The following is a 21,743-nucleotide window of genomic DNA, read 5'->3' on the forward strand; positions in this document are numbered from 1 at the left end:
ATTGGAAAATTAACAAGTGTGTTCTTGACGATGATAGATAAGAGTACTATTTGTAAGTTGGGATTAGTAAATTGAGAAAAAAGGAGGACCGACGCCCTCCTTTTATTGATATTAAGATTTCAAGAATCGGCTTAAGAAGGTTTTTAATCTTGGACTTTTAGGGTTTTCGAAAATTTCCTTTGGTGCTCCTTCTTCTTCAATTTGACCGTCGTGAAGAAAGACAACTCGGTCGGCGACATCACGGGCAAAGTCCATTTCATGAGTAACCAAAATCATTGCCATATCCGTTTCCTTTGCCAGTTCCTTAATGACCTGTAGAACCTCACCCACAAGCTCTGGGTCAAGTGCAGAAGTAACCTCATCAAACAGCATCACCTTTGGTTGCATGACAACGGCTCTCGCAATCGCAACCCGCTGCTTTTGTCCGCCGGAAAGCTGGGCTGGGTAGGCATCCAATTTGTCACCCAATCCGACTTTTTCGAGCATTTCAACCGCCCTTCGGTGTGCTTCTTCCTTTGGTAATCCCAATACATGAATGGGTGCCTCTGTGACATTCCGTAAAATGGTCATGTGGGGAAATAGGTTAAAGTGTTGGAACACCATTCCAATATTCTGGCGTATTTCACGCAAATGTTTTTCGGTGGCTGGCACCAATCCTCCATTTAGTTCTTTGTGCCACAAATATTGTCCTTCTACTTTAATAAAACCGGAAGTGGGTTTTTCTAGTGTCATTAGCATCCGGATAATCGTGGTTTTCCCTGAACCGCTTGGGCCGATTAAAGCCACTTTCTCACCGGGAGAGATGTTAAGGTTTAGGCCTTTTAATACTTCGAACTCACCATAATTTTTTTTGATATTTTCATAGGCAACAATTGGATTTTTCATTTGTTTTATTGGAAATAGTTTTTTTGACGATTCTAGTTTCCTCTCTGGAACACTCATCATCTCATCCTTTCTGTGTCTTTTTTCAAACAATAACTAGTTTATGCCCCCGACTTTAAGCGGAATGGGCGGGCGCTCGTACGTTTATTTTTTCCGCTGAATGCCTGCTTTGATTTCTGTTCCAGTTTATTAATCAGCAAGGCTGATGGGTAGCTAAGCAGGAGAAACAACAATCCCACAATAGTAATCGGTTCGAGATATTTAAATTGATTAGCTCCTATCAATTGCGCTTTTTGTAAAAATTCCCCGATGCCAATGGCCATTAAAATCGGGGTTTCTTTAAATAACACAATAAAATAGTTCCCAAGCATCGGGATAACTGGAGGTATGGCTTGCGGCAGGATGACACGGAACCAGGTTTGTGTTTTGCTAAAGTTCATGGCTGTAGCGGCCTCCCATTGCCCCTTAGGAACAGCCTCTATTCCCGAACGATATACTTCAGAAATATAAGTGCTGTAATGAACCCCTAGTGTCAGGATTCCTGCCGCATATTTATTGATGGAAATGCCAATCGCAGGAAGTGCAAAGTATACAAAAAACAATTGAACAAGCGGGGGAGTGCTTCTGACAAATTCAATAAATGCGTAAACGGTTAGTGATAATGGCTTAAACTTTGACCGTCTCCCAAAAGTCAAAATGAGCCCGAGGATTAATGAAACAAGAAAAGACCCAACAGTTATTGCAATCACAAGCCAAATAGCGCCAAGGATTTCAGGGAAAACTTCAATGGCAAAATTCCAATCCCAACTCATGCGTTTGCCACTCCTTTCGCTGACCATTTCTCCAGTTTTCTAGCGAGGATAATAAGCGGCAGTGCCACAATGAAATAGGCGAACAGCAAGGTAACGAAAACTGGCATCGTATAGCTAATATTTGAATTCTGAATGATTAAGCCCCTATAAGTTAAATCGGTTAAGGTAATCAAGGATACAAGCGAGGTCCCTTTCAAAAGTTCAATTGATATATTGCCGAATCCTGGCAGCATCATACGAAAGGCCTGCGGTAAAATGACCAGTCTCATCCGCTGGAAGTTCGTCATATTTAATGCAATTGAAGCTTCTGTCTGCCCTTTGGGGATAGCCGTAATAGCGCCGCGAACAATTTCAGAACCGTACGCCCCATAATTTAGCCCGAGGGCAACGACACTGGCAAGAAAAGCGGAAAACTGAATTCCGAAAGCCGGCAGGGCAAAGAAAATCCAAAATAGCTGTACAAGTAACGATGTTCCTCTAAACAGCTCAACATAAACAGCGGTGACTCTGCGGATAATGGAGAATCGGGATACACGTCCGAGCCCAGCGATGAATGCTATAACAAATGCCAATACGGCGGATGCAAGCAAAACCTCAATGGTCACGACTGCCCCTGGTAATATTTTTGAAAAAATATCGATATATTTATTGATAATTCATCCCTCCAAAGAATAGTTTCATAGATTAGCAGGAAAAAGGCACTCTCGAGGAGGAGTGCCTTTTTAAACTGGAACAACAATCATTATTTGCAAAGTTCTGCTGTTGTGACATCTCCAGGTAATTCTGACTCCGTAAATCCAAATTTGCTGAGGATATCCAAAAGCTCCCCAGATTCTTTCATTTTATTCAGTTCGGCGTTATAGGCTTTGACAATTTCCTTATCGCCTTGTTTAAACGCTGCCGCTCCGTACCCGCGGACGCTTTTTCCATCAACAGAAGGCTGAGTGAAATCATCCACGACCTTAATGTTTTTGGCATTGGCTGTGTCAAGAGCAGCATTCAGTGTCGGGCCTGTCATCGTAATGGCATCAACACGATTGGACTCTAGTGAGGTGATATTTGATGGAATATCGGTGACAACTTCCATCTGGCTTTCCTTCACCCCGGCAGCCTTAAGATAATCTATTTCAATCGCGCCGTTCATAACGGCAATTTTGGTATCGGGGTTTGCAGCAATATCCTTGTAACTGTGAATGTTTTTTGGATTCCCTTTTCTAACAGCAAGTGCTTCACCGATGGAATAATCAGGTTCGGCAAAATCCACTTGTTTACAACGTTCTGGTGTTATGTACATCCCTGCCGTTATGACATCAAATTTCCCAGCTTTTAGCCCTGGTATCAGTGAACTAAACTTCGTTAATTTTCCTTCCATTTTTTCAATACCCATTTCCTTAAAGATGGCACGGGCAACCTCAACCGCTTCCCCTGTCAATTTCCCGTTTTCATCTTCATATGCATACGGCTTTTCACCGGCAAATCCAACAACAATCTTGCCTTCCTTTTTTGCTTTTTCAAGGGTGGATAGCTGTTCATCCCCTGAGGTAGTAACCGAACAAGCGGCTAATAGAAAAATAGATAAAATGCCTATCAATATAGTTTTTAACTGTTTCATGATCGACCTCCCTGATAAAAATAATAAAATTCTTTGATTGGAAAAATGGAAGAAAACTGGGCAGAAAAGGGTTGGTTCCCATTTTACTTTAAGTTTAAAAATCAGACAAATCTGATATTTCGGGATTATTTTGGATGAGAAGGGCTCTCGATAGCTCTCGTTTTATGAGCTGAAACATCCTAAAAAATCCTCCCATATGCTCCCAGATACTCTTGGATGCTAATCTGGTACAGTCTAAAGGCCTTTTTTGTTGAGTTAAAGGGTAATTATTTTTTGCAAAAAAATAAAACAAAGGTATTATAGTAAAGGGACGTTTTTCCCTAAAAATAGGATGTAAGGCATAATTGTAACGCATTACATTAATTGGTAGAATATAGAAATAACAAGCCGATATTAAAATTAGGATGATGATGGATGAGAAGAGCAAGACTGATTTATAATCCTACTTCCGGACGTGAAATGATTAAACGTCATTTACCGGAAATCCTTGAAAAATTAGAACTCGCCGGATATGAAGCATCTTGCCACGCGACAACAGGTGCGGGCGATGCGACAAAGGCGGCGCGAATTGCTGTTGAACGTCAGTACGATGTGGTCATTGCTGCTGGCGGTGACGGAACAATTAATGAAGTGGTTAATGGCATTGCCGAGCAAGACTACCGTCCGAGGCTAGGGATTATTCCTGCCGGTACGACCAATGATTTTGCCAGGGCCCTGCATATACCGCGTGATATTACGGCAGCAGTTGATATTATCACACGCGGGGAACTCATTCCTGTTGATATTGGCCGGATTAATGATAAATATTTTATTAATATTGGCGGCGGGGGAAGGATTACCGAATTAACCTATGAGGTACCCAGCAAATTGAAAACAATGCTCGGCCAGCTTGCCTACTACTTAAAAGGAATGGAAATGCTGCCGTCAATTAAGGCTTCCCATCTCAGGATTGAATATGATGGAAAAATATTCGAAGGGGAAGCGATGATGTTTCTTATTGGGTTGACCAATTCCATTGGTGGATTTGAAAGATTAGCTCCAGATGCATCAATTAACGACGGATTATTTTCACTGCTGATTTTGAAAAAAGTAAATTTGGCTGAATTTATTAGGGTTGCAACGCTAGCTGTTCGCGGTGAGCATGTAAATGACCCAAACGTCCTTTATACCAAAGCAAACCGAGTGAAAGTGTATTCAGATGAGAAGGTGCAGTTAAATTTAGACGGAGAATTTGGCGGCTTGCTGCCGGCTGAATTCGAAAACCTGTACCGCCATTTGGAAGTATTCGTCCGATTTGATGATATCCGTCCAAATGACCGGCCTACGGATTGGGTTCCGGGAAAGCGATATAGTTAGAGGAAAAATAAATACAATCGCGAAAGTTCGTTCCAGATGGAGCGGACTTTTTTTGCTAATAGGGAAGAATAAATTTTTACAAATTTATTCTTCCCTAACGCATAAATTCAACTACGCCTCTGTCTTCGTCCTATCGGACTCGCCAATCGGCGAGTTTCCATTTATGAATTCTTAATTGTGTGAAAAGGTTTCAAAGACTGTGTATAATGAATTAAAGACATAAGTCATGACACGATTAAAAGGAGCGATTTCACATGGGTAAAAGGGCGTTAATAAATATTGATTATACGTTTGATTTTGTTGCCGATGCCGGGGCATTAACCTGTGGCGCACCAGGGCAGGCTATTGAGGGGAAGATTGTAGAACTGACAAAAGAGTTTATTGCAAGCGGCGAATATGTTGTTTTTGCGATTGATGTCCACGACCAAGGTGATGAATTTCATCCGGAAACAAAGCTATTTCCGCCCCATAACCTGCGCGGCACCTCCGGAAGGGATTTATTCGGGGCGCTGCAGGAAGTATATGAGGAAAATAAGGAACGGGAAAATGTCCAGTATATGGATAAAACCAGATACTCTGCCTTTGCTGGGACAGACCTTGAAATCAAGCTGCGCGAGCGCGAAATCACGGAGGTTCACCTAGTTGGTGTATGTACCGATATTTGTGTCCTCCATACCGCTGTTGACGCCTATAACAAAGGCTTTAAGATTGTTGTTTACAAGGATGCAGTTGCTTCTTTTAATCCGGCGGGGCATGAGTGGGCTCTCGGCCACTTCGAACAGTCGCTAGGCGCTGTGGTTAAATAGTCTTATTAATGATATTATGGGATATAATAGTAAAAAGCTGTATTAGTACCTCGGAGGTCAATTATGAAACACATTTATCATGATGATAGTTTAAGTCTGCATACAGATCTTTACCAGATTAATATGGCAGAGACGTATTGGAGGGACGGCATTCACAATAAACGGGCTGTCTTTGAATTGTTTTTCCGCAAGCAGCCGTTTGGTAATGGCTATGCCGTTTTTGCCGGTCTTGAAAAAGTCATCCAATTTATTCAAGGCTTTCGTTTTAGTGAGGAAGACCTCGAGTATTTGAAAAATGAAGTAGGCTACCAGACTGATTTTTTGGACTATTTAAAAGGGATGAGTTTCACTGGAACCATTCGGTCCATGAAAGAAGGCGAACTAGTTTTTGCCAGTGAGCCGATTTTGCGAGTGGAAGCACCACTTGCGGAGGCGCAGCTCATTGAAACAGCCTTGCTTAACATTGTGAACTATCAAACATTAATCGCCACGAAGGCATCAAGAATCAAGCAGGTTGTCGGCAATGAAGTAGCGATGGAGTTTGGGTCAAGACGGGCTCAGGAAATGGATGCCGCTATTTGGGGAACGAGAGCTGCATATCTAGGCGGCTTCGAAGCTACCAGCAATGTTAGAGCGGGGAAAATGTTCGGGATTCCTGTGGCCGGGACACATGCCCATTCCATGGTGCAAGCCTATAAGGATGAGTATACTGCATTTCATAAATATGCCGTGACCCATAAAGATTGTGTTTTTCTAGTGGATACGTATGATACGCTTCGCCTTGGCGTGCCAAATGCCATCAAGGTGGCAAAGGAACTGGGGGACACGATTAATTTCATCGGCATTCGCCTTGACAGCGGGGACCTTGCCTATCTTTCTAAGGAAGCAAGGAAAATGTTAGATGAGGCAGGTTTTAAGGATGCAAAGATCTTTGCCTCGAGCGATTTGGACGAATATACGATTATTAACTTGAAGGCGCAAGGCGCGAGAATCGACAGCTGGGGAATTGGCACGAAATTGATCACTGCCTATGACCAGGCTGCGTTAGGAGCTGTTTATAAAATCGTCTCGATTGAAAACGATGCAGGTGAAATGGAGGATACGATTAAAATTTCTTCCAACCCTGAAAAGGTAACAACCCCGGGCCTGAAAAAGGTTTACCGGATTATCAATAATACAAACCATCATGCGGAAGGGGATTATATCGCGATGGAGGGTGAAAAGCTTCCGGAAAAGAAGCTGCGCATGTTCCATCCGACCCATACGTATTTAAATAAGGTGGTTACGAATTTTACAGCAAAAGAACTTCATGAGGATATTTTTGTAAACGGGGAGTATGTTTATGAAATTCCTTGTTTGGAGGAATCCCGGGATTATTTAAAACAAAATTTGGCTGCTCTTTGGGACGAATACAAGCGGATGCTGAATCCAGAGCATTACCCAGTGGATTTAAGCCAAAAATGCTGGGATAACAAAATGAGAAATATCGAAGAAGTGAAAGATAAAGTAGAAGCGATGAAAGAAGAAGAATAACAAAAAGGCTGCCCCTAAGATTTATCATGATTGAGGGGGCAGCCTTATTTTTATTTTTACTTTTGTTTAAAGAAGTCGATAAAGGCATGGTAAATTTCGATGCCTTGGAAGGTCAGAAGTCCAGCTGCTGTCAAGGAAAAGTAGCCAATCATTAATAGTCGGAACCACATTGCCATTTATATTTCCTCCCTTATTTTTAAATTTATTTAAAAAAGGGAGGCTCTAATCACATAGTTAGATTGACAAAAAATGGGGATAAGAAAACTTTGCTTTCTGCTGAAGTTTGGCTGAAACAAATGGAGAGGTATTGCTGCGAAAGTCATGATGGATATAAGCAGGAAGAATAGATGCAGGTCAAATGGCTGTTTTTTCTCATCGTCCCATTGATGCTTCGCTGTCCAATCATCTAATTGAATGATTGCCTTGCTTTCTGGATGGTGGTGGGGAGGCGAATTTGAAGAATGTAAAAAGGTGAAGGCCAGAAAGGCAAGGAACATGATGATTGAGAAGCCTTTTATCATCTTCATCGCGATCCACTCCTTCCAAAAGGGATAATTTAATCATATACACTATCATTATATTTTAAAACAAAAATATTCTGACAATTTATGTGCCTATTTTACAATATTATTTTTTCAAGGACAAACTCGCATCCAAATCAGATGAAAATGTCTTTGATAAGCCGGATCAAGGACAAAACCTGTTGAAAACTAGAAAGAAATGTCCTTGATAAGCTGGAAAAGGGTCTTTTCGCATTTGATACTGCTTTATGATAAAATCTTGCTAGTAAATAGAGACGTAAAGGAAGAAGCGAATGAGCAGAGCATTACCAGTCAATAAAAATGATTATATAGATGTTGTATTTGAAGATTTAACTCATGACGGGGCGGGGGTGGCGAAGGTGGAAGGCTATCCGCTGTTCGTGCCGAAGGGCCTGCCGGGTGAAAAGGCGAAAGTCAAAGTCATCAAGGTTAATAAAAGCTACGGGATTGGGCGGTTAATCGAGCTTTACGAACGAAGTCCGTATCGGGTGGATATCCCTGACAGTGAGAAAACGAAATACGGGGGCTGTCAGCTTGAGCATATCAGCTACGAAGGGCAGCTAAAGTACAAGGAAAATCAAGTCAGGCAGGTACTCACACGGATTGGTAAATTGGAGGATGTTACAGTTCACCCGATATTAGGAATGGACAACCCTTTGTCTTATCGAAACAAAGCCCAGGTGCCTGTCGGTGAAAAGGACGGCAAGCTGGTTGCCGGCTTTTTTAAGCAAAGAAGCCATGAAATCGTCGATATGGATGAAAGTGTCATCCAGTTGCCTGAAGTAAATGAAGCTATCCAGACGGCCAAGGAAATCTGCAGCCGGCTCGGGATTCCGGCTTATAATGAGGAAACTCATAAAGGTGTTTTAAGGCATATTATGGCCCGGTATGGAAAACAAACCGGGGAACTCATGGTCGTGCTGATTACCAGAACACCAGAAATTCCACATAAAAAGGAGTTAATTGATGAAATTACCGCCCGCCTTCCAGAGGTAAAGTCGATTGTCCATAACGTGAATTCGAAGCGGACAAATGTCATCCTTGGCGAGAAAAACAACCTTTTATGGGGCAGCGAAGTGATCTATGATTATATTGGCGATGTGAAATTCGCAATCTCAGCGTTATCCTTTTATCAGGTTAATCCTGTTCAAACGAAGGTGCTTTACGATAAAGCTTTGGAATATGCGGATTTAAACGGTCAGGAAAGTGTCATTGATGCGTATTGCGGAATTGGTACCATCTCTTTATTTTTGGCACAAAAGGCTCGGAAGGTTTTTGGTGTCGAAGTGGTTCCGGAAGCGATTGAAGATGCGCGCAGGAATGCAGCGTTGAACGGAATGACTAATGCTGAATTCGCTGTAGGGGAAGCCGAGGTTGTTATACCAAAATGGTACAAGGAAGGCAATAAAACGGATGTGCTGGTGGTCGACCCACCGCGCAAAGGCTGTGATGAGGCCCTTCTCCGCACCATTATTGAAATGCAGCCGAAAAAGGTAGTCTATGTTTCCTGTAATCCCGCAACTTTGGCGAGGGATCTGCGGATATTAGAAGATGGCGGCTACAAAACACTGGAAGTCCAGCCAGTTGATATGTTTCCGATGACTACGCATGTTGAATGTGTGGCGCAACTCATTTTAAAGTAAGACAACTAACCAACTATTATAATTCTAACCGTGAAAGGTTTTATTTCTATACCAAAAAACCACTCCTTATAAAAATAGGGAGTGGTTTTTTGTTGATAATATTCGTGGATGAGGGTAAAATTAATCATCCGATTACGAAACTACGTGTTAAGCAACCGAATTCACGAACATTAAAAGTAAATTCAATATATATTATTCGCATTTTGTGTTGTCAAAGAGAAATTAATAAATTATAATACTCTATGAAAGGAATACAACTTATACTTGTTTATCAACATGAATAACCCTTTTTGAAAGTGAGGCCAGATATGACACAGCGAAGAATCCCATACATCATCTTGGCTCCAGGATTGATTCTTTTGATTTTATTCTTGGTGTTACCGCTTATTACCGCCATTTACCCAACCTTCTTTGATGGAGGATTCACCTTGGCGAATTATACTTCGTTCTTCTTGGATGATTATAATTTTGGTATTTTTTGGCGGACGATAAAGATTTCACTGATTGCAACATTGATTTGTGTAGTGCTAGGAGTTCCGACTGCCTACTATATTTCGAAAAGTCCAAAAAAATGGCGTGGCCTGTTAATGTCGATTACATTGTTTCCGTTGTTGACGAATTCGGTTGTGCGAAGTTTTGCATGGATCACCATTTTAGGACAAGACGGTATTCTAAATAATGCGTTAAAGAGTCTGGGGTTAATATCAAAACCACTTACCCTGCTTTATACGGAATTCGCCATTGTGATTGGCTCTGTGTACCTCTTCTTGCCTTTAATGGTCATTACTTTAGTGGGGATATTAGAGAACATTGATTCAGAAATTATGGAAGCTGCAGAAACGTTAGGCGCCAATCGTTTGGTTGCTTTTATGAAGGTAATTCTGCCGTTAAGTGTGCCCGGAATTATTGTTGGGAGTATATTGGTTTTCACCGGAAGCATGACCGCTTATACTACCCCGCAATTATTAGGCGGAAACCGGAACATCATGCTAGCAACTTTCTTATATCAAAATGCGACTGCGTTAGGAAACTGGCAGGGTGCCAGTGTTATTGCTTTGATTATGATTGTAGCGACCTTAATTGTGATGAAGCTATTCAACTGGGTTGCGGGCCGCATGGATAAGCGAGGTGAGGCAAGTGCGTAAAAATGTTGGTTTAAAAGTCTTTGCGGGTTTGGTATTTGCGTTTTTGCTAGTGCCTTTGCTGATTATTATCGTGACCTCTTTTGGAACGAATTCAACTATTCAATTTCCAATTAAAGGTTTTACCCTTGATTGGTACGGCAAGGTGTTTAGCAATGAGGCATTTATGGATAGCTTTTTTCTCAGTTTAAAAGTAGCTTTTATTGCAACACTCTTGGCTTTAATTATTGGAGTACCAGCCGCCTATTCTTTGGCCCGTCATAAGGTTTTTGGACGAAATTGGATTAAGAGTTTCTTTCTTTCGCCAACAATCGTGCCTGGATTGGTCGTTGGATATGCCATGTATCAATTTATCGTGATTAAGTTCCAATTCCCGATTATCCAAGGACTGTTGTTAGGCCATTTCTTAATTTGCCTGCCATACGTAATCAGGGTTGTCGGCTCAACGATCGAGCAGTTAGATTTTTCAATTGAAGAGGTTTCATGGACGTTAGGCTGCACAAAATTACAGACGTTTATTAAAGTGGTGCTGCCAAACATTACTTCGGGAATTTTTGCTTCCTTTATGCTTGCGTTCATTAATTCCTTTAACAATATCCCTGTTTCGCAGTTTTTATCAGGACCAGGTGTTACCATGCTGCCAACCAGCTTAATGAATTATATTGAATACAACTACGACCCATCTGTTTCGGCATTATCCGTTGTATTAATGCTTGGGACGATTGTTTTGATGTTTATTATTGAAAAAACATTAGGGTTAGCCAGTATTTCATAGAACAGACAGAATCCAACAGCGACGGGGGTAGAACAGCATTATGTCCTATGTTGAATTAAAAGATATTCGTGTAAGTTATGACAACAAAGCTGATATATTAAAAGATTTAAATTTATCGATTGAAAAAGGAGAATTGGTCTCCTTATTAGGACCATCCGGATGCGGGAAAACAACCACTTTAAGGGTGATTGCCGGCCTAATTGAGCCAAATGATGGCGAGTTCGTGGTTGATAATAAAAACTTAACGAAAGTGCCCGTTCATAAACGGGAGTTTGGAATGGTCTTCCAAAGCTATGCCTTGTTTCCCCATTTAACAATTAAAGAAAATGTTGCGTTCGGGTTGAAATTACGCAAGGAAAAAAGGCAAACCATTGAAAAAAAAGTAAATGATATTTTAGCCATTACGGGGTTAGAAGAGCTGGGCAATCGTTATCCGAAACAGCTCTCCGGCGGGCAAAGACAGCGTGTAGCATTAGCTCGTGCCTTAGTGATCGAGCCGAAATTATTATTATTAGATGAACCTCTCAGTAACCTGGATGCGAAATTGCGCCTGCAGATGCGGATTGAAATTAAACGGATTCAAAGCCAATTGGGGATTACATCCGTGTTTGTCACGCATGATCAAGAGGAGTGTTTCTCCATTTCGGACAAGGTGGCCGTTATGAATAAAGGCGTGATCGAGCAGTTCGACACACCTGAAGAAATTTATAAAAACCCAAAAACGGAGTTTGTGGCCCGCTTTATCGGGTTTGAGAACTTCTTTAAGCTAGCGCCTACTGAAGATTGGAAGTATAAAGCAGTCGATGGAACGGTCTTCGAAAGCACCCGCCAATGGAGACCAGCAAAAGGTACAGGAACCATTCGTCCAGATGATATTGAGATTGGGGAAGGTACCGAGCCAAATACCAACAATGCGGTATCAGGAAAGATAAAGGTCCGGACGTTCCTAGGCAAGTCCTACCAATATGAGGTAGAAACCCCGATTGGAACATTACGGGCAAATAAAGCGGATGATGTCATCTACCAAGTTGGAGACACAGTTACATTATCCATTCCTGCTCACAAGCTAATCATAGTTTAATAGGCAATAAAATTATTAATAAAAACTACATCTACGAAATGGGGACATGAAAAATGAAAAAGACATTAGGTTTAGTAGGCTTAACTCTTGCAGCTGCTAGTGTATTGGCTGCATGCGGCGGGGGTGACAGCACTGCAAGCAAGGAAAAACCAAAAACATTGGTTATCTCAACTTTCGGTTTGGAAGAAGATAAAATGCAGGAAGACGTCTTCAAACCATTTGAAAAAAAATATAATGTAGACATTGTGTTAGAAACAGGTACAAGCTCTGAGCGTTTAACAAAGCTTAAAAGCAATCCAAATTCAACAGTTGATGTAATTGAATTGTCCCAATCCAATGCCGCTGACGGTGTAGCAGCAGGGTTATTTGAAAAAGTCGACAGCTCTAAGGTTCCAAATATGGACAACTTAATTGATAGTGCAAAAGAATTAGCTGCAGATGGTTCTGGCCCTGCCTACACGTTAAACAGTATCGGAATTGTCTACAATAAGAAGGCAGCAGGGAAGGAAATCAAAGAATGGAATGATTTATGGGATTCCTCTTTGAAAGGGAAAGTTTCTATTCCTGACATTGCAACAACCTTTGGTCCGGCCATGCTTTATTTAGGAAGTAACCACGAGAATACTGACATTTCAAAGGATAATGGTAAGGCAGCGTTTAAAGGAATCACTGAGATAGCGCCAAACATAGTAAAAACATATAGCAAATCATCCGATTTAGCCAACATGTTCCAATCAGGAGAAATCACAGCAGCAGTTGTCGGCGACTTTGCTGTACCGATGATTACAGAATCCAATCCGGATGTCGCTTATGTTGTACCGCAATCTGGGACTTACGCCAACTTTAATACTATCAATATCAACAAAAATTCTAAAAATAAAGATTTAGCTTATAAGTATATCAACTGGAGACTAAGTCAGGAAGTTCAAGAAAAAACTGCCGTATCTCTAAATGAAGCGCCAACCAATAAAAAGGTAGAGCTAAACGAGGAAACAGCAAAAAATAAAACATATGGTGATGTGGCAGCTCGTACCAAGAAAGTGGATTCACTATTAGTCAATAAGAACCTTGAATCTTGGATCAATCAGTGGAATAGAATTTTGAACAAATAGTTTCGGTTAAGGAAAAGGGCTGAGGATCATCTTGGCCCTTTTCTCTTTAGCGGTTGATCTAAAGGAGGGAAAGATAAATGAAAGCTGACTTAGCCATTATAAATGGACAGGTTTTTAACACGTTTACGAAAAAGTTTGAACAGAAAAATGTGTACATTGTTGAAGATAAATTTTACTATGTAACAGCTGACGAGGTGGAGAATTTACAGGCCGGTGATGTAGTCGATGCAAGAGGTCAATATTTGGTCCCAGGCTTAATGGATATTCATATGCATATTGAAAGTTCTATGACGTCCCCGGCTATTTTTTCAAAGGCTGTCCTAACTCATGGAGTGACAACCGTTGTTGCTGATGCTCATGAGATCGCCAATGTGTTTGGCATGGAAGGGCTGGAGGCGTTTTTTGCCCAGCCGAGTGTCATGGATATTTTCTATGCGATTCCTTCCTCTGTTCCTTCTACGACCCCAGAGCTGGAAACGACTGGCGGTTATATTGGTGTTGAAGAAGTGAAGCAGCTCCTCAAGCATCCGAAAGTAATCGCTTTAGGGGAAGCAATGGACTTCAATGGCATTGTCAATCAAGAGGATTCCTTGATTCGGCAGATTTTACGCGTTGTTCAAACGGAGAGGCCAGCTATGCCTTTGGAAGGACATGTGCCGCGTGTTTCGGATTTGGAATTGGCCAAATTTTTATATGCGGGCATTACCGCTGACCACACCCATCAGTCGCCCCAATCGATTTATGAGAAAATCACCGGCGGGATGTTTTTAGAATTTCAAAAGAAATCAATAACGCCGGAAAATATGCGTGTTATTGTGGAAAATCAATTCTATGAATATATGGCAATCATTACAGATGATGTGATGGCGGACGACTTGCTTGAAGGACATTTGGATGCAAACGTACGTTTAGCCATTTCATGCGGCATGCCGGCAGAACAGGCGCTATACTGTGCTACCTATACCCCTGCAAGACGGATGGGATTCCAGGACCGCGGTGCTATTGTCCCGGGGTTTAAAGCCGATTTTCTATTAGTAGATGATGTGGAACGCCTGGATATTGCGGCAGTTTATAAGGATGGAAAATTGGTACACGAGCGGGGAAATGCAATCAAGTATCCAGCAGTGGAACCTGCTTTTCCTGAGCACTTCTATCAATCCATACATTGTCGGGAACTGACTTTAGAGGATTTGCGGATTAAGGTGAATTCAGCTGAAAAGGCTGTCGTCAACGTGATGCAAATTTCCGAAGTGGGTACCTTTACCGAACATGTACAGCGAGAGATGGCCGTTACAGATGGTTATTTAGATTGGGAGAATAGCGGGCTGGCCTTAATTATAGTGATGGAGCGATATGGGAAAACAGGGAACATCGCCTATGGGTTTGTTGAGAATGCTTTATCTGAAAAAGGAGCTGTAGCCACTACTTGGGCACATGATCATCATAATTTGATGGTAATGGGGATGAGTGCGGCAGATATACTTGCGGCACAGAAACAATTATTGGACATGCAAGGCGGATATGTAGTGACACAAGCGGGGCAGGTGCAAGCGGTTTGCCCATTGACAGTCGGCGGGATTATCAGCGATGCACCGATTCAAGAATTAGGTCAGCAATTAAAGGAAGTACGTCAAGCAATGATTAGCTTAGGCTATCGCAACAGTAACGAGATCATGTCTTTTTCAACTTTATCCTTGCCGGTTTCACCTGCTATCAAAATTACCGACAAAGGGATGATGAATGTACGTTCGCAAATGATGATCCCGCTGGTGGAGGGTGAGAAAGTTTGAATTTACTCATTAAAAACGCCTGGATATTAACGATGAATGAAAAAATGGAACAGTTTCAAGACGGCTATTTAATAGTAAACGAGGGTAAAATTGTAGAAGCTGGCCCAATGTATTCACTGCCAAAGAAGCTGGCCTTCGACCAATGCATTGATGCCAGAGGGGCGATTTTGCTGCCGGGTATGGTCAATACGCATACTCACATTGGCATGATCCCGTTTCGTTCTTTAGGTGATGACTATCCTGACCGGCTCCGCCGCTTCTTATTTCCGTTAGAAAATGAATGTATGAATGAACAGCTTGCCTATACCAGCGGAAAATATGCGATTGCCGAAATGCAGCTTGCCGGTGTGACAACCTTCTTTGATATGTATTATTTTGAGCAAAGATTGGCAGAAGCAGCAGAAGAAATGCATAGCCGCGGCATTTTTGCGGAAACAGTCATTGACTCCGTAACGGTTGATGTGCCGGAGCCAATGGGCGGATTGCAATATGCTGAAGGGTTTCTGCCAAGATGGCAAGGAAATAGCAGGATTCGGGCAACGGTAGCACCGCATGCCCCTTACACGAACACCATTGAAGTGCTCCAGCAGGCGGATGCATTGTCTCAAAGGTACGATGTGCCATGGATGATGCATGTCAGTGAAATGGATTTTGAAATGGAGAAGTATCGTAAAGAGCGAAACCAAACGCCGATTGAATTTTTAGAAGAGATTGGTGTGCTAAGCTCAAGGCTGGTAGCTGCCCACTGTATTCATTTGTCTGATCATGATATTGAATTGCTGAAGAGGTATGATGTAAAGGTTGCCCATTGTATCGGTGCCAATACGAAATCGGCTAAAGGTGTGGCCCGTGTCCAGGATTTATTGTCTGCGGGTGTGACAGTTGGGTTGGGAACAGATGGTCCAAGCAGCGGGAATACGCTCGATTTATTCAGCCAAATGCGCTTGTTTGCGAATTTCCATAAAACTATTTTACAGGATCGCAGTGCCTTCCCAGCGGAAGAGATTGTGAAGTTAGCGACCATCGGGGGAGCGAAAGTTTTAGGTATGGAGGACAAAAATGGCTCAATCCAGGCGGGAAAACAAGCTGACTTCATTCTAGTGGAAGTCGATTCAGTCAATATGTTTCCTATTTTTGATCCGTACAGTGCTTTGGTGTACTCTGCAAATGCCGGAAATGTAAGAGATGTATTCATCGATGGAAAGCAAGTTGTGGCAGAAAAACAATTAGTAAATTTTGATCTAACGAAATTAAGAGCAGAGCTTACTTCAGCCATGGAGGAATGTGGATTTAAAAGAAAGGCTCTAAAAGCAATGGAGGGAAAATAGGATTAGAATTGGTTGGTAACTCCCCTTGCTGCATTATCAAACGTATCTACAATCAGTGGTCGACACATGTAGAATGCGTGGCGCAACTCATTTTAAAGAAAGGCAACTAACCCTCTGGGCGTTGCCTTTTTTCTATTTCTACTAATTTTTCGCCGGTTATGATTAATTCAAAAAGGTTGAGATATGGCAGTGAAACGGATTAGTTTTTGGTTAAATGTGGTATCCTGTTGTTAGGAAATATGAGATTAAAGGAGAGATGGAGATGTCCTATATCGTTGATTTTAAAAATGTGTCTACAGTTGGTTTAGAGTCCTCACCGGTAGCAGAAGCGCTTGCTGGTTTACGTGCTAATGAAGCCCGTTACTTTATGAACAAATACAAGCATGAATTTACTGTCGTACCAGCTAGCGAAAGCGGGGAGACCCTTGATTATGTGAACCGGATTTTGAAGGAAGAACGTGGTATTGAGTTTGCCGCTAAACCTTTAGAGACGTCGCGTTTTCAAGTGGAAAATATCGATTGGACGTACGTCTTTTATGAGGATGGTCTTTCGATCAACGTCCTGTATACAGTTGATAATCCTAAGAAGCGGGCTGTAGGTTTTAAGCTTTCTGAGGGGATGGAGGTACCAAAGGAGTTAGAAGGGAAGTTTAAGTTTGCTAGGCAGAAGTCTAAACTAGCTGGAACCATTCGTGGCTCGTTTTTTGTCATTAAAGGTGAATATTAGGGGGAACATGTTTATGATCCCAGCAAAAATAGATCCTTTAGCTATCACTGCAATAAGGGAAAAAAGCATGGAATCCATCGTTGATTGGTTCGATCAACATAAACAATCGTTCTATACTCTGGGCTGGTCTTATCTTAGGAAGCAGCAGCAAATGGAAGAGCTTTTTTACCGGTCCATTATAAAAGTGCACAAGGAATTACCTCGTTTTAAAAGTGAAACAACATACGAAACGGGGGCTACATCCATTTTTATACATACTTGCCGAGAACTTTCTAAAGATAGAAGTTTACAAGACTCAGAGGAAAGTGAACAACATAAGGATTTATTTAAAGCACTTGATCGGTTGAAAGAGGATGAGAAAGAAGCGGTGGCCCTTACATATGTAAAAGGAATCTCTAAGGAGGAAACGGCACATCTTCTCCAGGTTTCAATGGAAAAGCTGAAAGAGCTTCTGTTTTCCGGTATCCAGTCACTTAGAAAAGAAATGGGGTACGGGTCATCCTTTAATGGTTGTAAGGAGTATCAAAAAAATTATATCGATTACTTGGAAAGAACCATGGATCGGTCGGAAAAGATTGATTTTGAGGTGCATGTTTATCATTGCCAAGACTGTCAGAAGGATTTGGGTCCCTTTCAGGATGTCATGTTAACTATGGTAAATCTTACTGAAAGGATGAAGGATTTCCGTGTGCCATCTGATTTCATGGAGAACGTCAAAGCTAGGCTGGCAGAAAGGGAAAAGCAAAGACAACAGAAGAATAACAAACGTAAAAGAATGGGCCTTGTTTTTGCAAGTGTTTTAGCATTATTAATGGGTATTGAAGTTTTTACAGGCTCTTTTACCAACCTTTACTACACATGGACAGAAGAAGATCAAGAGTTACGTGCTTTTCTGCAACAGGGCCTGGGTGAAAGGCAGAACCTGGAAGCGGAAAGCGCGGGGGTGAAAATTAAGATCAAGAGTGCGATTGCTGATGATGTTCAGACGCTTATCCTTTATGAAATAGAAGATACAGAAGAAGACAATCAATATGTAATGGATTATAATGAAGGTTTTTTTGTAGAGAACGAACAAGACATCATGAGCCGTGATACATATCCAAGGTACTATCCTCCTGACCTTAAATCGGCTGAAAATAATAGAGAAAAGAATGTGTATCATGGAAAGATTAGTCTGCTGCCACTCACAACGGATAACGGGACAATCAAACTCAAGATCACCAAGCTTCAGAAATTGAGTCGTGATACTTCCGACCAGAATAGTTTTAGACCTTACGGGAACATGGAGAATAAAGCAGGGGAGTGGAACTTCGAGATTCCTGTAACAAAACAGCCATCTATCGAATATGCGTTGAATGAAGAGACTGACATCGACGGAATCCCAATTCGATTTGATAAACTAACGATTGCTCCAACAGCAACGATTCTGCAATATGCTATTAATAATGAACAGACAGAGAAACGGGTGGATTTTCTTAATTTTGACAATCTAGAAGTGAACGATAAAAAAATGAAAGCTGATAGGTATGGCAGCAATTTTTTGGATTTACAGCAAGATATGAATTGGACTACTTTTCAAACACATTTTGGCTCTCTTTTTGGAGAGAAGCCTAAAGAGATCAGCGTTCAATTCAAATCTGTTCTTTTAACGTTTGAAGACCACAAAACCATTGAACTGGACGCTGCTAAGGAATATCCTCAAACCTTTGAGTATGCAGGCAGTACAATCACTATCGACCAGGTGGAAGTTGGACAGCCTACCAATGTTATCATAAGCAATCATGAAATTAAGAATCGGGCATATGAGTCGCTTAACTTTAATATTGTGGGTGAGGATGAAAATGAAATTGGTTCAATGGAGATGGATTCAGAAGGAGTGCTCGTTGATAAAGATGGAGTAGAATACGATATGAGTAAAATTCAAATACCATATGAAGAAATCGAGCAGCCTCGCAATTTTTTTACCGTTCAAAGAATAAGATTACACAGTAACAACGCTGATGACAAAGTGATCCCTAAAAGACTGGAGATTTATGGGTATAGCACTACGAAATATTTGGATGATGTTGTGAAGATTTCTGTGGACTAACATAAATCATAGGTGATTATATTTTTCCAAAATAAGTAACTCGCATGTACAAACCATCTTGGATATGCTATGTTTTTATTAATCAGAAAATTAAAATTAATAGAATAGGAGGAGTAAAATGGAACATATTTTAGTAGAAACGCAGAATGGGGTTCGCACCTTAACACTAAACAGGCCAGAGCGCCTCAATGCCGTTAATGATAAACTTAGTGCTGAGATCATTCAGGCTATTGCGGAGGCATCTGCCGACGATGAAGTTCGTGTAATTGTGATAACCGGGAGTGGAAAAGGTTTTTGTGCAGGTCTTGACCTGACCGAGTTTGCTAAGAGAGATAAATCCGCTGATTCCCGTCATAAAACATTAGATAACCTGGGCTGGGTTGGTCATCAGGCGTTAGGAATCGTTCATTGTGATAAACCTGTCATCGCCGCGATTAACGGAATTGCAGCTGGTGCAGGACTCGCTCTGGCTCTTGCCTGTGATCTGCGCTTTATGTCTGCTGGCGCAAGGGTAACTGCTGGATACATTCGCCGCGGTCTTAATCCGGATGCGGGAATGACCTATTTCTTACCACGTTTGGTAGGACAGGGAAAAGCAACGGAGTTGATATATACGGGTCGGGACATCTATCCTGAAGAAGCCGAACGGATTGGTTTGGTTAACGGAATATTCCCAGATGAGGAATTTCAAGATAGGGTTATGAATTTTGCCAAGGAGTTAGCGGAAGGACCGCCTGTTGCGCTGACACTTTCCAAAAGATTGCTTGCCGCAAGCCCTGACACGGATCTTACAACAATTCTAAAACAAGAATTAGCTTCAATTAAAGTTTGTTTTGGAACAAAAGACGTCCAAGAAGGGGTAAAAGCTTTTGCCGAGAAACGGAAACCTGTTTTCCGGGGAGAGTAGTAATAAGTAAATTTAAAGAATAACTAAGTTTCGGGGGCCATCCCCCGTCTTTTTTTTGCCAATTTTTCTACAAGAGTGTTCCATGATAAAGTATGGTAATATGGAATCATGTACTTAAGTTGTAGATAGTAATAACCACTTTTTGGGGAGGTTGTAAGGATGAGTCAAAATGGAATACCTTCCGCACTGAAAGGCAAAAGTGCTGCTATTTCAAATAATCGTTCCGGCCTTATGGCTGATATAAAAGCTCTTTTTAAAGGACCTGTCTTAATAGCCAATGTTCTGCCAGTATTTACTGGGTTTTGGCTGGCCCTTTATTTTACCGGCGCCTCTTTTTCTGATTACTTGAATGTATTTTTGCTGACCATCATCGGTAGTACGCTGGTCATGGGCGGAGCACTTGTCATCAATAACTGGTATGATGTTGACATCGATACTGTCATGGATAGAACGAAGCATCGGCCGACTGTAACAGGGCATATTCCTCTAAAAGTAGTATTAACGATAGGAATTGTCCTCACAGTACTAGGCTTCATTCTTTTGTCTTTTACAAGATGGGAAGCAGTGATTTATGCTTTCGTAGGCTGGTTTACTTATGTCATCTTATATACAATGTGGTCCAAACGGAGGTATACACTTAACACCGTGATTGGTGCCGTTTCAGGTGCTGTTACCCCGCTAATTGGCTGGACGGCAATTGAGCCAGGGACTCATATTGTTCCGATTATGTTATTTCTGATTATCTTTGTTTTCCAAATGCCGCATACCTTTGCCATCGCGATGAAGAAGTGCGAGGAATATCGTGCGGCGAAGGTAGCGATGCTGCCTGTGGTACATGGGTTTGAAATGACGAAGCGGCAGATGGTGGTCTATATCGCCTGCCTATTGCCATTGCCGTTTTATCTAGGATCGCTTGGGCTTACCTTTGTTGTCATTGCTACAGTGATGAACCTTGGCTGGCTAATTGTGAGCATCAGCGGATTTTTTACAAAAGATGACCTGAAATGGGCCCAGATTAATTTTCTGTACTCCGTAAACTATATCACCATCCTGTTTCTTATGATGATTGTGGTAACATTGCCAATATTTAAATAGGTTATTTAGCAGCTGTCCTTATGAAAAATAAGGGCGGCTTTTTTGTTTTTTTAAGATGATTTTACTTTAATTCACAAATTTGTCATTTTTGATTTCTTCCCCTTTTTCCACCACTTTTTTCTATTCCACAATAAAAATTATTCGATTAACAAGTTAAAAACAGTGGAAATACAGCTATTTTCCGTACTCTTTTTCATAAACATTCGGATTTTGGACAAAAAGTACAATAATATTCCCTTTTTTCTTACGACTAAAATCACTTATGAAATGTGACGCAGTTCACTTCGCTGAGAATCGTTCCTAACTATGATAGAAGTAAGAAAACAGAATAAATCAAAAGGGGGATTCACAAATGGCATCTGCAAAAGCAAATCGCAATAATAATAAGCCAGGCAAGCAGCACGAAGAACCGTTAAAAGGTACATGGATTTCCGTAGGTGTGGTTGGCGTTGTTATTCTCGTTACTTATTTAACTTTATATGGGCTTTATATGACTAGAGTATAGGGGGGA

20 protein-coding genes are annotated in these 21,743 nt (G+C 41.4%); 15 read left to right on the forward strand and 5 right to left on the reverse strand.

What is annotated here, in order from left to right:
• Positions 1-111: 111 nt before the first annotated feature.
• From ehuA to ehuB, 4 genes are all read right to left on the reverse strand, one after another.
• Positions 112-885, reverse strand: coding sequence for an ectoine/hydroxyectoine ABC transporter ATP-binding protein EhuA (gene ehuA / locus ACZ5B7_RS01830; protein WP_464494416.1), 774 nt, complete (start codon positions 883-885; stop codon positions 112-114).
• A gap of 98 nt (positions 886-983) precedes the next feature.
• Complete coding sequence (ehuD, locus tag ACZ5B7_RS01835) at positions 984-1,694, reverse strand: ectoine/hydroxyectoine ABC transporter permease subunit EhuD (protein ID WP_464492392.1); 711 nt, start codon at positions 1,692-1,694, stop codon at positions 984-986.
• Positions 1,691-2,347 (reverse strand): ectoine/hydroxyectoine ABC transporter permease subunit EhuC, encoded by a 657-nt coding sequence (ehuC, locus tag ACZ5B7_RS01840; protein WP_423802558.1) that lies wholly within the window; start codon positions 2,345-2,347, stop codon positions 1,691-1,693. Before ehuC ends, ehuD begins: the two co-directional genes overlap by 4 nt.
• Positions 2,348-2,436: 89 nt before the next feature.
• On the reverse strand, positions 2,437-3,306 hold the full coding sequence (gene ehuB / locus ACZ5B7_RS01845; protein WP_464492393.1) for an ectoine/hydroxyectoine ABC transporter substrate-binding protein EhuB: 870 nt from the start codon (positions 3,304-3,306) through the stop codon (positions 2,437-2,439).
• Positions 3,307-3,720: 414 nt separating this feature from the next.
• Between ehuB and ACZ5B7_RS01850 the strand changes: the two genes are divergently transcribed.
• The 3 genes from ACZ5B7_RS01850 to ACZ5B7_RS01860 all read left to right on the forward strand — a co-directional run bounded on the left by ACZ5B7_RS01850 (position 3,721) and on the right by ACZ5B7_RS01860 (position 7,001).
• Complete coding sequence (locus ACZ5B7_RS01850) at positions 3,721-4,662, forward strand: diacylglycerol kinase (RefSeq protein WP_464492394.1); 942 nt, start codon at positions 3,721-3,723, stop codon at positions 4,660-4,662.
• A 254-nt stretch (positions 4,663-4,916) separates the two neighbouring features.
• A complete protein-coding gene (locus tag ACZ5B7_RS01855; protein ID WP_464492395.1) occupies positions 4,917-5,468 on the forward strand; it encodes a cysteine hydrolase family protein in 552 nt (183 codons plus the stop codon).
• A gap of 63 nt (positions 5,469-5,531) precedes the next feature.
• Positions 5,532-7,001 (forward strand): nicotinate phosphoribosyltransferase, encoded by a 1,470-nt coding sequence (locus ACZ5B7_RS01860; RefSeq protein WP_464492396.1) that lies wholly within the window; start codon positions 5,532-5,534, stop codon positions 6,999-7,001.
• Between the two features lie 206 nt (positions 7,002-7,207).
• Here ACZ5B7_RS01860 and ACZ5B7_RS01865 read toward each other — a convergent pair whose 3' ends face one another.
• Positions 7,208-7,528, reverse strand: a complete 321-nt coding sequence (locus tag ACZ5B7_RS01865; RefSeq protein WP_464492397.1) for a hypothetical protein — start codon at positions 7,526-7,528, stop codon at positions 7,208-7,210.
• 287 nt (positions 7,529-7,815) lie between these two features.
• On the opposite strand from ACZ5B7_RS01865, the gene rlmD reads away from it, so the two are divergent.
• The 12 genes from rlmD to ACZ5B7_RS01925 all read left to right on the forward strand — a co-directional run bounded on the left by rlmD (position 7,816) and on the right by ACZ5B7_RS01925 (position 21,737).
• Positions 7,816-9,186, forward strand: coding sequence for a 23S rRNA (uracil(1939)-C(5))-methyltransferase RlmD (gene rlmD, locus ACZ5B7_RS01870; protein WP_464492398.1), 1,371 nt, complete (start codon positions 7,816-7,818; stop codon positions 9,184-9,186).
• A 308-nt stretch (positions 9,187-9,494) separates the two neighbouring features.
• Positions 9,495-10,331 (forward strand): ABC transporter permease, encoded by an 837-nt coding sequence (locus ACZ5B7_RS01875; RefSeq protein WP_464492399.1) that lies wholly within the window; start codon positions 9,495-9,497, stop codon positions 10,329-10,331.
• Positions 10,324-11,103, forward strand: a complete 780-nt coding sequence (locus ACZ5B7_RS01880) for an ABC transporter permease (protein ID WP_213147701.1) — start codon at positions 10,324-10,326, stop codon at positions 11,101-11,103. Before ACZ5B7_RS01875 ends, ACZ5B7_RS01880 begins: the two co-directional genes overlap by 8 nt.
• Positions 11,104-11,143: 40 nt before the next feature.
• On the forward strand, positions 11,144-12,184 hold the full coding sequence (locus ACZ5B7_RS01885; RefSeq protein ID WP_464492400.1) for an ABC transporter ATP-binding protein: 1,041 nt from the start codon (positions 11,144-11,146) through the stop codon (positions 12,182-12,184).
• Between the two features lie 53 nt (positions 12,185-12,237).
• Positions 12,238-13,296: an ABC transporter substrate-binding protein gene (locus tag ACZ5B7_RS01890; RefSeq protein ID WP_464492401.1), complete on the forward strand. Its 1,059-nt coding sequence runs from the start codon at positions 12,238-12,240 to the stop codon at positions 13,294-13,296.
• 77 nt (positions 13,297-13,373) lie between these two features.
• Positions 13,374-15,086 (forward strand): adenine deaminase C-terminal domain-containing protein, encoded by a 1,713-nt coding sequence (locus ACZ5B7_RS01895; RefSeq protein WP_464492402.1) that lies wholly within the window; start codon positions 13,374-13,376, stop codon positions 15,084-15,086.
• Positions 15,083-16,414 (forward strand): amidohydrolase, encoded by a 1,332-nt coding sequence (locus ACZ5B7_RS01900; RefSeq protein ID WP_464492403.1) that lies wholly within the window; start codon positions 15,083-15,085, stop codon positions 16,412-16,414. Before ACZ5B7_RS01895 ends, ACZ5B7_RS01900 begins: the two co-directional genes overlap by 4 nt.
• Positions 16,415-16,676: 262 nt before the next feature.
• Positions 16,677-17,141 carry a phage tail protein gene (locus ACZ5B7_RS01905; RefSeq protein ID WP_464492404.1) on the forward strand — a complete coding sequence of 155 codons (465 nt, stop codon included), beginning with the start codon at positions 16,677-16,679 and terminating at the stop codon, positions 17,139-17,141.
• A 13-nt stretch (positions 17,142-17,154) separates the two neighbouring features.
• Entirely contained in the window at positions 17,155-19,230 is a 2,076-nt protein-coding gene (locus ACZ5B7_RS01910) for a DUF4179 domain-containing protein (protein WP_464492405.1), read from the forward strand.
• Positions 19,231-19,348: 118 nt separating this feature from the next.
• Positions 19,349-20,137 carry an enoyl-CoA hydratase/isomerase family protein gene (locus tag ACZ5B7_RS01915; protein WP_423800504.1) on the forward strand — a complete coding sequence of 263 codons (789 nt, stop codon included), beginning with the start codon at positions 19,349-19,351 and terminating at the stop codon, positions 20,135-20,137.
• Positions 20,138-20,296: 159 nt separating this feature from the next.
• A complete protein-coding gene (cyoE, locus tag ACZ5B7_RS01920) occupies positions 20,297-21,232 on the forward strand; it encodes a heme o synthase (protein ID WP_378588042.1) in 936 nt (311 codons plus the stop codon).
• Positions 21,233-21,584: 352 nt separating this feature from the next.
• On the forward strand, positions 21,585-21,737 hold the full coding sequence (locus tag ACZ5B7_RS01925) for a hypothetical protein (RefSeq protein WP_464492406.1): 153 nt from the start codon (positions 21,585-21,587) through the stop codon (positions 21,735-21,737).
• The last annotated feature ends 6 nt before the right edge of the window (positions 21,738-21,743 follow it).

It is taken from the genome of Neobacillus sp. S1115 (genome assembly GCF_055385565.1).

Bases quoted from the DNA above. Each gene is read 5' to 3' on its own strand.
- ACZ5B7_RS01850 (WP_464492394.1), top strand. From the start codon at position 3,721: ATGAGAAGAGCAAGACTGATTTATAATCCTACTTCCGGACGTGAAATG.
- ehuD (WP_464492392.1), bottom strand. From the start codon at position 1,694: ATGAGTTGGGATTGGAATTTTGCCATTGAAGTTTTCCCTGAAATCCTT.
- ACZ5B7_RS01915 (WP_423800504.1), top strand. From the start codon at position 19,349: ATGGAACATATTTTAGTAGAAACGCAGAATGGGGTTCGCACCTTAACA.
- ACZ5B7_RS01910 (WP_464492405.1), top strand. From the start codon at position 17,155: ATGATCCCAGCAAAAATAGATCCTTTAGCTATCACTGCAATAAGGGAA.
- ACZ5B7_RS01860 (WP_464492396.1), top strand. From the start codon at position 5,532: ATGAAACACATTTATCATGATGATAGTTTAAGTCTGCATACAGATCTT.
- ACZ5B7_RS01885 (WP_464492400.1), top strand. From the start codon at position 11,144: ATGTCCTATGTTGAATTAAAAGATATTCGTGTAAGTTATGACAACAAA.
- ehuB (WP_464492393.1), bottom strand. From the start codon at position 3,306: ATGAAACAGTTAAAAACTATATTGATAGGCATTTTATCTATTTTTCTA.
- ACZ5B7_RS01855 (WP_464492395.1), top strand. From the start codon at position 4,917: ATGGGTAAAAGGGCGTTAATAAATATTGATTATACGTTTGATTTTGTT.
- rlmD (WP_464492398.1), top strand. From the start codon at position 7,816: ATGAGCAGAGCATTACCAGTCAATAAAAATGATTATATAGATGTTGTA.
- ACZ5B7_RS01925 (WP_464492406.1), top strand. From the start codon at position 21,585: ATGGCATCTGCAAAAGCAAATCGCAATAATAATAAGCCAGGCAAGCAG.
- cyoE (WP_378588042.1), top strand. From the start codon at position 20,297: ATGAGTCAAAATGGAATACCTTCCGCACTGAAAGGCAAAAGTGCTGCT.
- ACZ5B7_RS01890 (WP_464492401.1), top strand. From the start codon at position 12,238: ATGAAAAAGACATTAGGTTTAGTAGGCTTAACTCTTGCAGCTGCTAGT.
- ACZ5B7_RS01905 (WP_464492404.1), top strand. From the start codon at position 16,677: ATGTCCTATATCGTTGATTTTAAAAATGTGTCTACAGTTGGTTTAGAG.
- ACZ5B7_RS01875 (WP_464492399.1), top strand. From the start codon at position 9,495: ATGACACAGCGAAGAATCCCATACATCATCTTGGCTCCAGGATTGATT.
- ACZ5B7_RS01865 (WP_464492397.1), bottom strand. From the start codon at position 7,528: ATGAAGATGATAAAAGGCTTCTCAATCATCATGTTCCTTGCCTTTCTG.
- ACZ5B7_RS01895 (WP_464492402.1), top strand. From the start codon at position 13,374: ATGAAAGCTGACTTAGCCATTATAAATGGACAGGTTTTTAACACGTTT.
- ehuA (WP_464494416.1), bottom strand. From the start codon at position 885: ATGAAAAATCCAATTGTTGCCTATGAAAATATCAAAAAAAATTATGGT.